General features: G+C 44.4%; 6 protein-coding genes. 4 read left to right on the forward strand and 2 right to left on the reverse strand.

What is annotated here, in order from left to right:
* Nucleotides 1-150: 150 nt before the first annotated feature.
* Nucleotides 151-2,493: a glycoside hydrolase family 127 protein gene (locus tag OC25_RS19790; protein WP_245222094.1), complete on the reverse strand. Its 2,343-nt coding sequence runs from the start codon at nt 2,491-2,493 to the stop codon at nt 151-153.
* Nucleotides 2,494-2,505: 12 nt separating this feature from the next.
* Nucleotides 2,506-3,801, reverse strand: a complete 1,296-nt coding sequence (locus OC25_RS19795; RefSeq protein ID WP_245222096.1) for a rhamnogalacturonan acetylesterase — start codon at nt 3,799-3,801, stop codon at nt 2,506-2,508.
* 813 nt (nt 3,802-4,614) lie between these two features.
* Here OC25_RS19795 and OC25_RS19800 point away from each other — a divergent pair.
* From OC25_RS19800 to OC25_RS19815, 4 genes are read left to right on the forward strand one after another with little or no spacing between them, the layout of a single operon-like run.
* Nucleotides 4,615-11,655 carry a type I polyketide synthase gene (locus OC25_RS19800; RefSeq protein ID WP_039479744.1) on the forward strand — a complete coding sequence of 2,347 codons (7,041 nt, stop codon included), beginning with the start codon at nt 4,615-4,617 and terminating at the stop codon, nt 11,653-11,655.
* A 22-nt stretch (nt 11,656-11,677) separates the two neighbouring features.
* The gene (locus OC25_RS19805) at nt 11,678-15,913 is read left to right on the forward strand and encodes a type I polyketide synthase (RefSeq protein WP_039479961.1); all 4,236 of its coding nucleotides are present in this window, start codon (nt 11,678-11,680) and stop codon (nt 15,911-15,913) included.
* On the forward strand, nt 15,901-16,197 hold the full coding sequence (locus OC25_RS19810; RefSeq protein ID WP_039479746.1) for an acyl carrier protein: 297 nt from the start codon (nt 15,901-15,903) through the stop codon (nt 16,195-16,197). The genes OC25_RS19805 and OC25_RS19810 overlap by 13 nt, the downstream gene beginning before the upstream one ends.
* The gene (locus tag OC25_RS19815) at nt 16,185-16,955 is read left to right on the forward strand and encodes an alpha/beta fold hydrolase (protein WP_039479748.1); all 771 of its coding nucleotides are present in this window, start codon (nt 16,185-16,187) and stop codon (nt 16,953-16,955) included. Before OC25_RS19810 ends, OC25_RS19815 begins: the two co-directional genes overlap by 13 nt.
* The last annotated feature ends 1 nt before the right edge of the window (nt 16,956 follow it).

The raw sequence follows: 16,956 nt of genomic DNA on the forward strand, positions 1-16,956 counted from the left end.
CGTCATGCTGAACTTGTTTCAGCATCTCTTCAATCTCGAGTAAAACCATTAACAGTGAGGTCCTGAAACACCTGTCCGACTGGCCAGGCGGGAGTTCAGGATGACGATAATCTAGTGGTCTGTGTCCGCACAGACCACCTTAACCAATTCCTACTTCACCAGCCTCACTTCATACACATTCGCTATAGCTGAGCCAGCGTCTGCCACAAACTTCACTTCCAGCTCGGTTTTTAACAATTCCTTCGGAATACGGTACTCCTGTGTATAAAAAACATTTCCCTTATCGCCACTCAGCTTCACCTGTTCAACAACGATACCGTTAACCAAAATAGAAAAGCTTCTGTTTTTTTCTTTTCCGTAGTAGGTCAGACTTAGCTTGTTAGCCTGCAGGTTTTTATTTTTAAGCGTATAACTGAACCAGCCTTTACCGTTTCTAAAATGGCGTTCTTCAAAAGTGCCGTTATCGGTCTGTTCTCCTTTAAAGTTATGATCAGATTCAGGCTGCTGCTCGCCGGTATTCACCAAATCAACTGTTTCCTGTTCAATTTTCATTTTCGCCTCTTCAGCTGCTTTAATTGCTTTTGCCCTTTCAGGTAAATCCTTAGTGGTGCTGTATGGGAAATAAACTACATAACGCTTTTCGGCTAGCGTGTAAAAAGGTACCAGTTTTAAATTATGGTAACGGGGCTGATAAATGGCATGCTTAGCACTAAAAGTTAAACTTTGGGGTTCAGTTAAAGTAATTTCCTTAGCCAGCGATTCCTTATCCCCCGTAACCAGGGGCGCATCGCTCATCGGGAATAATGCACCGGAAGCAATGTGTCCCATACGGCTTCCATCAGCGGTTAAATTGGGCTGTGAAAGGCTATCCAGCGTAGCACCCAATACAACCGGACCACGTAGAAAAGCGACCCAATCCGAGCCATCAGGCATAAATTCGGTACTGGTGTGCATGGGCAATACCAGTTTAACCACATCACCATTGGCCCAGCTCCTATCAATAGCTGCATAACCATTGTTATCGTTTTTAAAAGCTACTTTTTTGCCATTTACCCAAACTTCCATTTTACCTTTATTTATCCACGATGGGTAGCGAAAATGCATGGCAAAGCGTTGTTTATTTTTTAACTGAAGTTTAAGGGTAGTACTTTCCGCATTGGGGAAAAGTGTTTGCTGTGTAAGCTGAATACCTTTTTCTTTCCAGTTTAAAACCGAAGGGATAAAAAGGTTAACATAGATGTCGTTCGCCTTGTGGGCATAAATCAGTTCGCCATATTTACCATGATTCTCCAGTCCGGAGCCTACACAGCACCAGAAACTTTCCTGCGCACTGGAATAAGTTCGGTAATGCCCCGGGCGCATCGGCGTAAAATACACAAAACCGCCTTCAGGCCTTTGAGAAGAAAGGATATGGTTGTAAAGCGTACGTTCATAATAATCGAGATAAGTATTTGACGGATTAGCCAGAAACAACTGTTTGGTGAGTTTCAACATATTGTACGAATTACAGGTCTCCGGACCTTCGCGCGATTCGGTCATAGATGAAAAATCATTTGCCGGATGGAAATGTTCGCGCACACTGTTTCCGCCAATGGCCACAGTACGGTGTTCGGTAACGGTTTTCCAGAAGAAATTAGCAGCATTGGCCCAGGCCGTATCCTTATCGAGTAATGCAATCTGCTCAAACCCGATTACTTTGGGAATTTGTGTATTGGCATGCAGGCCATTTAAAGCATCGGTATTTTTTAAAAGCGGCTGCAGAATCTTCTGATCAGAAAAGCGCCGTGCAAGTTTTAGGTACCTGATCTCGCCCGTAATTGCATACACATGGGCAAAAGTTTCATTTAACCCACCATGCTCGCTCTTAAGCAATTCCTGTACCTGCTGATCGGATAAACCCGCTACTAAATTAACGCACCAATCGGTTAATTTAATCAACATTTGTTTGGCCTGTTCATTTCCGGCAACGGCATAAGCATCGTACAATCCAGCGTAAATTTTGTGGATATTGTACAAAGGCACCCATTTGCCATTAAGCGAGAAACTCGAAGATTGGATATTTCCGGCTTTTATCTGCTTCCAGATTTCTTTTCCGCCGGGGATGCCTGCCAGATAACCATCACCGTTTTGGTTCTGGCATTTGGCCAGCTCTGCAATCATGTAATTTAACCTTTCCTTTAAACGTACATCGCCGGTAGCAGCATACATTAAAGAAATAGCCGATAAATAATGACCACCAATATGACCATCCAAGCCTGTATTTTCCCAATTACCATAGGATTGTTCCTTGGGTGTTAATCCTGCCTCCCTTAAATAAGGAGCCAGCAAACGATCGGCATTCAGCGACAACATATATTTTAAATCGGTTTGCTGCGCCTGCTTAAAGGGGCTTGCTAACAATTTAACTTCGTTTAAAGCAAAAGGCTGCAAAGCAGTTTGCCCAAAAACAGTAACCGACGAAGAAAAAAGCAAAAATGCAAGTATGGTTTTCATCTTCCTCATCTGTTAGTTGCCATCGGGTTTAACCACACTACTTTTCGGACTTTCGGGCCAGTGCCAGTTGTTTGCATCGTCTGGCTTAGCCGGATCAAATTTCGGCAGATCATTAACCAGATATTTTGCAATGCCCAGTTTCTGCTCTTTAATGCCTAAAATAATGCATTGTGCAATTTCGTAAGCGCCATAGGGATTAAAATGGGTATTATCAGCCAGCGCTTTATCCTGACCGGGGTAGCTGTTGGCCGGATAATGTACAAAAGCCTTTTTTGAAGGTTCTTCGCCCAGGGTGTTAAATAAAGTAGTAGTCATGGCATTTAAATCAATTAAAGCCACTTTTTCTTCGGCAGCCACTTTACGTGCTGCTTCAGGAAAATCGCCTAAAGAATTTACAATTTTACCATCAGGTCCAAAAGAACGACGGCTGGTAGAGGTTACGATAACCGGAATACCACCTTTTTTCTTTGTCTCACTGATAAAGGTTTTCAGCCTATTAGTGTAAGATTTGTATGCCCCATCATCAGGGCCTTTTTCTTTCTGGTCGTTATGACCAAATTCAACAAACAGGTAATCGCCAGGCTTCATGATACTCAGGATCTTTGCTAAGCGCCTGCTTCCGGCGAAAGAGCCCAGTGTTAAACCCGATTCAGCATGGTTGGCTATGGCTACGCCAGGCTTAAAAAACCTTGGGATCATCTGCCCCCATGATGCCCATGGCTCATCGTCCTGGTTTACCACAGTCGAATTTCCTGCAAGAAAAACCGTCACCTGATCTTCTGCCTTAGTAATTTCGATGGCCTGCAAAGCCGTTTGCTGATCGAACTCTAAAGTCAGTTTATCATCCCAATCGAGTTTCGTCAATTCGCGGGGTTTTAGGCCGACAACCTGCCCACCGATAATATTTTTATCCTTAATGTTTACCACAAAGGTTTTGCTTAACGATTGACCAGCTGTGGTTTTAATATTCTCGAGCATGAGCCTGCGCGATTCGGCTTTTACCGTTGTGAGCGCTGCATTTTTAGGATCGCCAAGGGTAACCGTAACTTTATAATTGCCTTCTGGTAAGGCTACAGAGAAATAAAAGGGCTTATCGCTTTTAACCAGATCGCTAGTCAGGTAATTTTTCCCACCATTATCTTCAGCATTAACTTTTGAGTCAAAATCAAATCCCCATCCTTTTTCTTTACTATAGGTATCTGTAGGTAAAACCTGTGTGTAGCCCTGAGCCACCTTACCTGGTCCGAAATCAAATTTGTAATTGGTTTTCTGCTGGGCCTGCGACAAATTAGTCAATAACCCTAACACAACAAATGGTTTTATAAATTGCTGAATGCTCATAATTTAAATTGATGCCGGCCGCAATGATAACACCTTGCCGGAATAACTTTTTGAATCTGGTTAAATTAAACGTCATATAGACGATTATAACACGAATATATGAAAACATTTCCCAATTAAACCACTAATCCCCAGATCTTTTAATTGCTGAAGTTTTAATACACTTAGTGCTAACCAAGCTGCTAAAAAAATGATAAAATCAGTCTAACCAACCCTTATGAAAAACAATATTATGTAGTATTAAAACTACTCGTTGTTTTTTCACCATTTTTTTAATAAAGATTTCAGACCGGTCGCTAATACCAAAAAATGACAAAGAAAACAGAATTTACACCAAAAAATCTCCAGAAAGAAGCATGATTAGCAATTACTCTTCCCGTAAACCGTGAGTATAACGATTAAATACCCCAATCCATTCCCAAATAAACCTAACAAATTAACCAATTGATAATATTAAATCAATAACGGTTTAATTTCTGGCTTCTAAAGCTTAAAAAACTCAAAAAACACTCCATATTAACTTAAACAACATCATTCCTGTTCAGAAAATTCATTTTATCTATAACGAACCTTTTAGTCTTTCTTAATTATTCAGTTCATTCATTCAGTTACATTTTCAGTAATCTAAATCGGCCAATTTGTACCTTGGTCTAATTAATACTACACAGTAAATTCATCGCTAAAAAGCTGTAATACTGCGTATTAAAAGCCGGTATAAAGAACCATTATACCGCACATAAGTCATCCACCAAACAAAGTAGAAGATTCAAATCTAAAGCCATGAACAAACACGCCATCATTGGAGTAACGCCTTTCGAAATCCCCGATAGTAGACTGGTTTACGATTTACAAAAAGCAGGCAGCTTTCCGGTACTTAGTCTGGGGCATTGCCTTGAAGAAGCCGAACTAGCCCTTCAATCAACCATACAATCCGGGGTCTCCGACTTTGGGGTCTGCATCCATTCGCAGGCATTAGCAGGTATTCCTTTACCCCAGCAGGTAAGCCTGATTATTGCACCTTATGGCTTAACAATTCCCACTCAAGCACATGCTAAAATACTTTACCAGGTTTTTGATCTAGAAACGGCCTTAGCCGCCGGGCAAAGTGGTGCAGCGGGCATTATTGTAAAAGGAAATGAAGGGGCAGGCTGTGTAGCTTACGAATCATCTTTCATCCTTTTTCAGCGGGTAATTCAGGCCGTTGGTAATCTGCCGGTTTGGGTTCAGGGCGGTATCGGCATCCATACAGCAGCTTCGGTAATGGCCCAAGGTGCAGCCGGTATTATTCTCGATAGCCAATTGGCCATGTTTCCTGAATGCCAGGCGCCTGCAGCACTTAAAAACATCTTCGGAAAATTAAGTGGCACAGAAACCAAATTAATTAATGGTTGCCGCGTACTGGTTCGCCCCAATTCGCCCGTACTGGCCGATGATGCTGCTTACTCCACCCTGCAACAATACTTTAAAGGTTATGATCTGGAAAAGCATTATCTCCCAATGGGGCAGGATATCGCTTTATCTATTGATCTGGTAAACAAATATAAAAAGCTTAATAAGCTGGTTTTTGGACTTCAGGAGGCCATTTACGGACACCTGAAACAAGCAAAAGCCATTAATATCATCAAAGCCAACAATGCATTAGCCCAGGATTTAAACATCACCTACCCCATTGCCCAAGGACCAATGACCCGGGTAAGCGATGTGGCTCCCTTTGCCCATGCCGTTACTGAAGCAGGTGCACTTTCGTTTATTGCCCTTTCTTTGTTAAAAGGCAATCCGGCTAAAAACCTGATCGAAGAAACCAAAAAACTGGCCGGCGAAAAAACCTGGGGCGTAGGTATTTTAGGTTTTGCTCCTCAGGAACTTCGAGATGAACAACAGCAATACATCTTAAATGCCAAACCTCCCGTTTTATTAATTGCCGGCGGACGTCCTTCGCAGGCCAAACCTTTTGAAAAAGCAGGCATCAAAACCTTTTTACATGTGCCTTCAGCTTCGCTGCTGGATATGTTTTTGAAGGAAGGGGCCAAACGCTTTGTATTTGAAGGCCGCGAGTGTGGCGGTCATGTAGGCCCGCTTTCCAGCATGGTATTGTGGGAAAAACAGATTGAACGCTTATTAAAAGAAGAAAATCCCGAAAGCATCAGCGTTTTCTTTGCCGGTGGTATTCATGATGCCTTTTCTACCGCCTTTATTTCGGTGATGGCCGCTCCATTGGCAGCCAAAGGCATGAAAATCGGTGTATTGATGGGTACAGCCTACCTCTACACTAGAGAAGCGGTAAGCACTGGCGCTATTTTAGACCAATTTCAGCAGGAAGCCTTAAATGCCAGCGAAACGGTGCTTTTAGAAACCTCTCCAGGGCATGAAACCCGCTGTTTAAACTCTGCTTTCGCGGGCTTCTTTAACGAAGAAAAACAAAAAATGCAGGCCGCCGGACTGGATAAAAAAGAAATCTGGTCAAAACTCGAAACCCTGAATGTGGGCCGTTTGCGTATTGCAGCCAAAGGAATAGAAAGACGTGGCGATGAACTGGTTAAAATTGACCAGGCCGGACAAACCGATTTGGGCATGTACATGATCGGTCAGGTTGCAACAATGCACAAGAACGTCATGTCACTGCTGGAGCTTCACCAGGATGTTGCCGATCAAAACTATAACCATATTTTAAATGCGGCTTTGCCTGCTCCTCCCGAAAATAAATCGCAGGCCCTTGATGTGGCCATTGTGGGCATGGCCTGTATTTTCCCTGGGGCTAAAAACCTCGAGGAATACTGGCGAAACATTATTCTGGGTAAAGATTCGGTAACCGAAGTACCCGACGAAAGGTGGAACAAAGCACTTTATTATAACCCCGATTCAACCGCTGGCGATATGTCGCACTCCAAATGGGGTGGTTTTATCCCTACAATTGATTTTGATCCGCTCGAGTTTGGTATTCCGCCACAATCCTTAGCAGCTATCGAACCAACCCAGCTGCTCAGTTTACTGGTAGCCAAACAGGCTTTACAGCATGCAGGATATACTGATGGTGGCATGGATAACGAAAATGTTTCGGTTATTATCGGTGCCGAAGGCGGAAACGACCTGGCCAACAGTTATAGCTTCAGGGGCTATTACAAACAGGTTTTTGGCGAAATGCCAGCCGAGGTTGATGCTGCCTTACCTAAAACAACTGAAGATTCTTTCCCAGGCATTTTGGCGAATGTAATTTCGGGCAGAATCACCAACAGGCTTAATCTGGGCGGTAGAAATTACACAGTAGATGCTGCCTGCGCTTCATCACTTGCAGCGATTGATCTTGCCTGCCAGGAGCTGTTTTTAGAGAAATCAGACATGGTTTTGGCGGGAGGCGCAGACCTGCACAATGGCATTAACGATTACCTGATGTTCTCGAGCACGCACGCGCTTTCTAAAAAAGGCCGTTGCGCCACTTTTGATACCGAAGCCGATGGCATTGCACTGGGCGAAGGTATTGCCATGGTGGTATTAAAACGATACGAAGATGCGCTAAAAGATGGCGATACCATTTATTCGATTATTAAAGGTGTAGGCGGATCAAGCGATGGGAAAAGCCTTGGTTTAACCGCGCCGCGTAAAAACGGACAGGTAAATGCGCTCGAAAGGGCTTATAGTCAGGCCGGAATTACGCCTTCGTTACTGGGTTTGGTAGAAGCCCATGGCACCGGAACGGTAGTTGGCGATAAAACAGAAATCAGCGCATTGACCGATATGCTAAACCAATCGGGAGCAACCGCTGGTCAAACGCATTTGGGTTCGGTTAAAACACAAATTGGTCACACCAAATGTGCTGCTGGTATTGCGGGCTTGATTAAAACTTCACTATCGGTTTACCACGGGATAAAACCGCCAACCATTAACCTCAAAACCCCAAATAGCATCTATAATGCAGCAACCAGTCCTTTTGCATTTCATACCGAAGCCGGTTTATGGATGGATGACAAACGTTATGCAGGCGTAAGTGCTTTTGGTTTTGGTGGCACTAATTTCCACGCTGTACTCGAAAGCGGCAAAAATACCACAACGGGGCATTCCATCTTAAAATCGTGGCCTTCTGAACTTTTCGTTTTCAGGGGTGATACTTACGAAGAAGCTAAAAACCGCATTATTCAGGTTAAAAACATATTGGAGCTGAACGATCAGATCGAGCTGAAAGATATTGCTTTTAGTTTGGCCACTGCCGATGGCAAGCCTGTTCAACTGAGTATTGTGGCCAACCATGCTGAAGACCTGGTGATGAAAATTGACCTTGTTTTATCGGGCGTAGAAAGCAAAGACACTTACCTCACCAAAAAACATGATGGTAAAGTAGCTTTTATGTTCCCGGGACAAGGCAGTCAGCGCGTAAACATGGCCCGAGATCTTTTTGTGGTTTTCCCGCAAATGAGGAAATTGTTAAAAGATCATCCGGAATATGAAAAAATACTCTTCCCGAATACCGTTTTTACAGAGGCTGAGGCAAAAGCGCAGAAAGAACGCATTAAAGATACCCGCATGGCACAACCCTTACTGGGTATTGTCGACCTCGCCATTGCCAATTTCTTAAAATCGCTGGGCATTGTACCCGATATGGTTGCCGGCCATAGTTATGGCGAATTACCTGCGCTTTGTTTTGCAGGTGCTTTTGATGAGAAAGAACTGGTGCATTTAAGTACGCAAAGGGCGCTGGCTATTTTAAATGCGGTGGAAAATGGCGATCCGGGGACCATGCTGGCTGTAAGTGCCAAACCCGAAGATCTAAAACAACTGATCGGAGATAGCAAAGAAATTTATCCGGTAAACTTCAATGCCCCTACCCAGTGCGTTATTGCAGGCTGTACAGCGGCTATCGGGCAACTATCTGCAGCGCTAAAAGAAGCCAAAGTTTCTTTCCGCCCGTTAGAAGTAGCTTGTGCATTTCATAGTCCGCTGGTGGCTAAATCAAAAACATTGTATCAGGATGTACTCGCTCAGGTAAACTTTAACAACCTGCATACACCAGTATGGTCTAACACTACCGCAAAAGCTTATCCAACCCAAGCCGCAGCCATTAAAGAACGTTTAACCGATCACCTGATCCAGCCTGTTCTTTTTGTAGATGAATTGAAAGATATGTATGCCGAAGGTGCGCGCATTTTTATTGAAGTTGGCCCAGGCAAAGTGTTAAGCGGCTTAACCAAAGCCTGCATTGGCCAGGATGAAGTGATTTTACACGCCGAAGATCAGGGGCAAAACAAATTAAGTCACCTGTTAGGTACGCTGGCAGGCTACATGGCTACAGGTCGCGAAATATTAATTGAAAAACTTTTTGAGGGCCGCGATGCTAAACTGATAAAAATCGATGAGCCCGAATTATACAAAAAAAGCCCGGCCATCTGGCAGGTAAACGGCCAGCATGCGGTTCCATCAACCGGCAAGCTCCCTGCTTATGGCGCAACTCCCATTACTAAACCTATTATGCTTATGAATAACACTACTACCCCAATAGAAAATCAACAGGTATCCGGCTCGGCCAAAGACCTGATGATGCAGGAATACCTGCAAAGCATGAAAGCGCTGATTCAGGCGCAACGCGATGTAATGCTTTCCTTTTTAGGCCAGGCTCCTGCCCTGCCACAAATCCAGTATCAGCAACCATTAAATACCTATCAGGCGCCACAACCTATCCGTATAGAAACAATCCCGGCTGCACAGCAATTAACACAACCTGTTCAAAATCTGCAGGCAGTTGCCCCGGTAACGGAGCAAAAAGACCTGAAACTGGTGCTTTTACAAATTGTGAGCGATAAAACCGGTTATCCACAGGAAATGCTCGGCATGGAAATGGATCTGGAAGCAGATTTAAGTATCGATTCGATTAAAAGGGTAGAAATTATTGGTGCTTTGCGTACCGAACTGGGTGGTTTTGCCCAGCTTAACCTACCCGAAGATAAAATTATGGAGCAACTGGCAGGACTGAAAACCTTAAACAGTCTGGTGAATTGGATTACAGAAAATTCGCAGGCTAAAACAGCTACGCCAGCAGCCCCACAACCAGTACAGGCAGTTAACTCAACTGAACCGGCTAAGCTTTCCTTAAATCAGCTAACCTCGGTTATTTTAGACGTGGTGAGCGAAAAAACCGGTTATCCGAAAGAAATGCTCGGTATGGATTTAGACCTTGAAGCCGATTTAAGTATCGATTCAATCAAAAGGATGGAGATTATTGCTTCGTTAAAAGAAAAAATTGGTTTCGGCAGTGCAGGTGAACAAGCTGATGATTTAACCGAAAAACTGGCTGCTATTAAAACCTTAAGCAGCCTGGTAAACTGGATTGCCGATGTAGAAGCTGAAAGCTCGGAGGTGCTTATCGAAGCAAAAAAGCTTATTGAGGAGAGCATCGACGATCAAGCCGTTAAAGAAAAATTATCGCGTTTGAGATTTGAGCTTACTCCTGCAGCCTTAACCGTTACCGAAGCAGCTATTTTAAAGGGACAGCGTTTTGCTTTAACCGATGATGGTGGCGGACAGGCCCTTAAAATCAAAAAGCTTCTGGAAAAACATGGCGCTATTGCCGATGTAGTGAATTTCGACGATCCGCTGGAAGGCTATCAGGGACTTATCATCATGAACATGTTTGAGGCACAAAATAAATCGGGCATTCTTGATCATTTTGCAACCATTAAGAAGCTCAATTTCGAGACCGTTAAATGGGTGTACCTGATTGCCGATACCAAACGCTATTTTAACGATCAGTCTGATATTTCTTTCCTGAGAAATTACCAGGGCTACTCAGGTTTCTTCAAAAGCCTCGACCGCGAATATGAGCATACTAAATGTCGTTTCATTAGCCTGGAGACTAAAATGTCGGCCGATGAAATTGCGAACATGGCGCTGAATGAAATCTTAAATCCGGATAAACCTTCGGAGATTATCTACAACGATCACAAACGCCACATTATGGAGCTAATCCCTACGCAGTTAAGTACCGAAACCGATGCGCACATCCATCTGGATAAAGACGCTGTAGTATTGGTATTGGGTGGCGCACAAGGCATTACCGCCGAACTGATGATCCACTTTGCTAAAGATTACCCTTGTAAATACATTTTGGTTGGCCGCTCAGCAAGTCCGGTAGGTTTAAACAACGAAGCTACTTCAGGCTTTAAAACCAAAGATGAAATTAAAAAATACCTGATTGCGCAGGGCGAGATTAAAAAACCAGCCGAAATTGAACAGGAAACCAATCGTTTATACAAAAACAACCAGATTTTACGCTGTATTGCGATGCTGGAAGAAGGTGGATCAACAGTAGCTTACGAATCGTTAGACCTGAAAGATGAAGATGCCCTAACCCGCTTAATCAATCAGGTTTACGATGAACACGGCCGCATAGATGGTGTGGTGCATGGTGCAGGTTTACTGGAAGATAAGCTTTTTCACAGCAAAACGCCTGAATCATTTGGCCGTGTTTTCGATACCAAAGTAACACCGCTACGTGTACTGGCCGAAAAACTGCGCCCCGAAACCCAATTCGTAATCCTTTTCTCAAGCATCGCTTCTGTTTACGGAAACCGCGGTCAAACCGATTATGCGGCCGCCAATAGTGTGATGGATAAATACGCCTGGGCCCTGAAGCAAAAAATACAGGGCAAGGTAATGGCCATTAACTGGGGGCCATGGAAAGGTGCCGGCATGGTTTCGCCAACGCTTGAAAAGGAATACCAGCGTAGAGGCATTGCCCTTATTCCTTTGCAGGATGGCATGGAAACGTTCCTGAACGAACTGAAATACGGTAAAGAAAGTCAGGTATTAATTATGGCTGGCAACACCTGGACTTAAAATGGCGCAACTCCACAGCAATATGAAAAAAAGTGATGTAGCCATTATTGGAATGTCGTGCATTTTTCCTGGTGCAAAGGATCTGCAAACCTTTTGGGAAAACATTCTGCACAAGGTAGATTCGACACAGGAGGTACCTGCCGACCGCATTGATCCAGTCCATTTTGGAAAACCGGAAACCGGTGTCGACCGGTTTTACTGTAACCGTGGCGGTTTTATTCCCGATTACCAGTTCGATCCGCAACGCTTTGGCATTTTGCCGCTAGCTGTTGAAGGTACCGAACCCGACCACCTGCTTACGCTAGACCTGGTTCATCAGGCGCTGGAAGATGCAGGAGTATTCGAAAAAAAGTATACACTTGATAAAACCGGAATCATTATCGGAAAAGGCAATTATGTGGGGCCTGGGGCAACCCGTGCGATAGAAATTGTACGCACCGGCGAGCAGATTTCGAGCATTTTAAAAGACCTGATGCCCCAGCTTACTGAAACAGAGCTTGAAAAGGTGAAGCACGAATTTCAATTGCGTAAAGGCCGTTTCAGTGCCGATACCGCCATGGGCCTGATTCCAAACCTTGTAGCCTCTCTGGTAGCCAACCGGCTCAATCTGGGCGGTTTGGCCTTTACTTTAGATGCAGCCTGTGCCAGCTCGCTCATTGCAGTAGATCATGCCGTGCAGGAACTTAACAGCGGCCGTTGCAACATGGTTATTGCAGGTGGCGTGCACCTGGGCCAAAACGCGGCATTCTGGAGTATATTTTCGCAACTGGGTGCTTTATCCAAACAGGCTAAAATAAAACCTTTTGATCAAAGTGCAGATGGATTAATTATTGGTGAAGGTGCCGGATTTGTGGTACTGAAACGCCTCGAAGATGCTATCCGCGATCAGGATAAAATTTATTCGGTTATTAAAGGTGTTGGTGTTAGCAGCGATGGCAGTGGCACCAGCGTGATGAGCCCTTCGGTTAAAGGCCAGTTAAAAGCCGTTAGTGAGGCCTGGGAAAATGCGGGCCTCGAATACAGCAACATTGGCTATCTGGAAGCCCACGGAACCGGAACACCCCTGGGCGATAAAACCGAAGTAGAAACGTTAAAACAATTTTTTGGTACCGATGCTGATCTTCCAAAAGCCGGCATCGGCTCTGTTAAATCAAATATTGGCCATGCCATGCCCGCAGCAGGAATTGCAGGGTTAATTAAATCGAGCTTGGCCTTATATCATGGCATTATCCCACCCACTTTGCATTGCACTGAGCCTTTAGCTCAACTCGCCGAAACACGCTTTTCTGCCGTTCAAAATGCAACCGACTGGGATCAATCGGGATTGCCCAAACTAGCCGCTGTTAATGCTTTTGGCTTTGGTGGTATCAATGCCCATGTGGTTTTAAGTGCTTTCGATATACCCAAAAAAGACGAAGTTTTGATCCTGGCCAGGCCGAGTCACGAAGCTTTAATCACTTCGCTCGAAAATCAGGATTTCAGTATCGGCTCCGGAAATTTCCGTTTGGCCGTATTTAACCCAAGTTCCGAGCGGTTGGCCAAGGCCTTAAAAATAGTGATCAAAAACGCTCCCTGGCGCAACAAACAGGACATCTGGTACACCAATGCGCCTTTGTTGGCCAACAATGGAAAAATCGCTTTCGTATTTCCGGGTTTAGATGGCCTCGCCGGAGGAGAATTTAAATCGGTGGCCCAATATTTTAATATCACAACCGACGAAAATGAAACAAGCGACGGCCTGCTGAGCGAAGCGCTAAAAATACTGAACAAAAGCAGTGTACTGGATCAGGCTTTAAAACAATTGGGGATTAAACCCGATATGAATGCCGGGCACAGCCTTGGCGAATGGCTAGCTGCGCGATCATCAGAATTGGCCGAAGAAAGCTCGGTGATGCACTTACTGAGTGTGCTCAACCCCGAAACTTTCGAACTGAAAGATTCGCGTTTTATTGCGGTGGGTTGTGGTTTAGATACCTTGCAACCTATCCTGAATACAATTGAAAATTTATACCTCTCTAACGATAACTGCCCGCAACAGGTTATTTTATGCGGGAGTAAAACCGCGCTCGAAGAATTGGTTCCGATTCTAAAGACCAGGCAAATCTTTCACCAGATTCTGCCTTTCCAATCGGGTTTCCACTCGCCTTTTGTAGCAGATAAGCTGGAATTGATTTTAGCGGGTATGCAGGATATGCAATTCCGCAAAACCACTACGCCGCTGTGGTCGGCAACTACACTTGAAACCTATCCCGAAGGTTTTGAAGCCATCCGCCAGCTGAGCGCCGAGCACCTTATTAAACCAGTCCGTTTCCGCGAACTTACCGAAAAACTGTACCAAGAAGGTGCGCGTGTTTTTATTCAGGTAGGCTCTGGTGGCTTAGTCGGTTTTATTGATGATACGCTAAAAGGAAAAGATTTTAGCACCATTAGTGCCAATGTACCAATCCGTTCGGGTATTACACAATTGCAACGTGTATTGGCTGCTCTTTTTATTGAAGGAAAAACAGTTGGATCGGCTTTTCTAGGACAAATTAAATCTGCCCAACCACAAAAAAACAAAGGCATTAAACTCGAACTGGGCTCGCCCATTATTCACAATCTGCAAACGCTTAAAGGCCTAACCCTAAAACAGCCGCAGGCAGCTCCACCTCAACCTGCAATCGCGGCTAAACATCCGGTTTTGCAGGCCTTTAATGACAACGTGCTCGAAATGATCAGCATGCAAAACGAGATGCTCGAACTTTTCGAAAATGCAGCGCTACAAACCGATCAACCCGGCCAATGGTTACCACCTGCACCGCAGCTACCAGAAAGGAAAGCTTTTAGCCAAACGCTTGATGTGAGCCTGGATAATTCCCCTTACCTGATCGATCACTCGCTTTTGCGGCAACCAAAAGGCTGGCCAACGGTAGAAGATATGGACCCGGTAATTCCAATGACGATGATTTTTGAAGTCTTTGCCGAAATTGCCAATGCGCAATCGCCGGCAGAAAAAGTGCAGAAAATCATGAATATGCGCGTTTTTCAGTGGATGAATGTGGTTAAACCTTTCCGCGAAACCGTAACTGGCGAGTGGAGAGATACACAGCGGGTTTACCTGAACCTCGAACGTTTTGCCAACGCTGAAGTTCAACTGGCAGCACAACTCAACCAGGTGCCTAACCGCCATTTCGATATTGGCCAAAAACTGGATATCGACCGCACAACAGAGCAGATTTACGATGCACACATGTTCCATGGCCCCCTTTATCAGGGCATCAAAAAACTGGTGGCTGTTGGCGAAAAAGGTATAACCGGAATTATTGAAGCATCCGGAGGAAAAGGTTCATTACTAGATAACGCCGGACAATTGTTTGGCTTATGGCTGCAACTCACTTTAGCAAAAGACAGGATTGCCTTCCCGGTTAAAATTCAGGAAATAGAATTTTTTGGCGATATGGCCGACCAACAAGGCACGTTCGAATGTACTTGTGTATTGACTGAGCTGAACGATGAATTCGCTACGGCAGATATTGTAATGAAAAGAAATGGCCTTACCTGGCTCATCATAACCGGCTGGCAAAACCGTCGACTGGAAATAGATGAGCCGCTTTGGAATGTTTCAATGTCGCCACTACACAACCGTTTATCGACAGAAGTGGCCCCCGGGGTTTTCATTTTTGGGAATGCCTATTCGCGTGTAGTTTCCTGGGATTTTATCCTGAAAAGGTACTTTAACCAAACCGAAAAAAAACACCATAACAACCTTTTGCCCAACAAGCGCAGAACCTGGATGATTAGCCGCGTGGCCGCCAAAGATGCGGTGCGCAACCTGCTGAATACCCAAAAACAGCAGGCTTGTTATCCCATTACTTTCGAGATCTATGCCGACGATGTGAACAAACCCAATGTAAAAGGAGGTTTAACCGAAGGCATTGAAATTTCTATTGCACATAAAGGAACCGATGCAGTGGGCATTGCCCGTTTGGGTCGGCCAGTGGGCATCGACATCGAAAATATAGAAGAGCGTAGTCCGGGCTTTTTCGATCTGGTTTTTAACGATCACGAAATGGCTTTACTGGCCGACCGCGATAAAACAGAATGGGCCACCCGCTTCTGGGTAGCCAAAGAAGCATATGGCAAATACCTGGGCAAAGGCCTGCAGGGCAACCCTAAAGCCTATACCGTTGAGGTGGTAAATGGCGAAGAATTAACCATCAATAACATCATCATTAAAACAATCAAACATAAAAACTATATCATCGGATGGACACTATAACTACAAAAATGAGCCGCGAAGAGATTTTTGATCTCATGAAAAAATTTATCACCGAAGTAATCGGAGAGGAATTTGTTGAAGAAATGGATATCAGCCCTGAAAGCTCTTTTACAAAAGACCTGGAGATGGACAGCATCGAAATCGTGTCTTTTTCAGAGAAAATTAAAGCCCATTTTGGCGAACAGATTGATTTTACCGGCTGGTTATCGGCAATGGATTTAGACCAGCTGATTAATTTAAACCTGGGTATGATCATTTCTTACATCGAAGAATGCCAATCTTAACTGTAAACGGCAAATCGGTTCATATTCAGGAGCTCAACAAAGGTGCGGCTGAAACCATCATCCTCATTCACGGGATGTTCAGTAACCTCTCTGTCTATTATTTTAACATCGCCCCTTTGCTCGCCACTCAATTTCATGTAGTGCTGTATGATTTAAAAAGCCACGGCATGAGCGAAAAGGTTTTGGAGGGCTACGACCTTGAAAGTATGACTGACGACCTGCTGCATTTAATGGAGGCGCTTGAGCTTAAAAAAGTGCATTTAGGCGGTTACAGTTTTGGTGGGCTAATCGCCTTAAAAATGGCTATCCGCTTTCCTGAGCGCATTCATAAACTGGCGGTTATAGAAGCACCAGATCCCAACGATGATAAAACCCGTGGGATTATTGACGAGTACAGCCGCGAATTTCTGGAGCATTATGTCGAAAATTTTACCGACACCACCAAAGTGAAAATGGGTAAAAGGCAAATGGAACGCAACCACCGCATGTACGAGTACCTGTTTTACCAGACTTCGATCAAAGCCGATATGGAACTGGAAAAGGGCTTTTTTGCTAGTGCGGCAATTCCAACCATTGAACAGCCAACTTTATTGCTCTATGGAACCGATTCTAACTGCCTCAATGCAGGTAAGCAACTGGAAGGCATAATGGATCAGGCGTCGTTAATTGCAGTTCCGGGCGATCACAACATCCCGATTCAGGAGCCTTTGGTTATTGCAGAAGCATTATTTCATTTTTTCAAGGAAACACCTAATTAAA

It is taken from the genome of Pedobacter kyungheensis (genome assembly GCF_000812965.1).
In the GTDB taxonomy this organism is placed as follows: Bacteria; Bacteroidota; Bacteroidia; order Sphingobacteriales; family Sphingobacteriaceae; genus Pedobacter; species Pedobacter kyungheensis.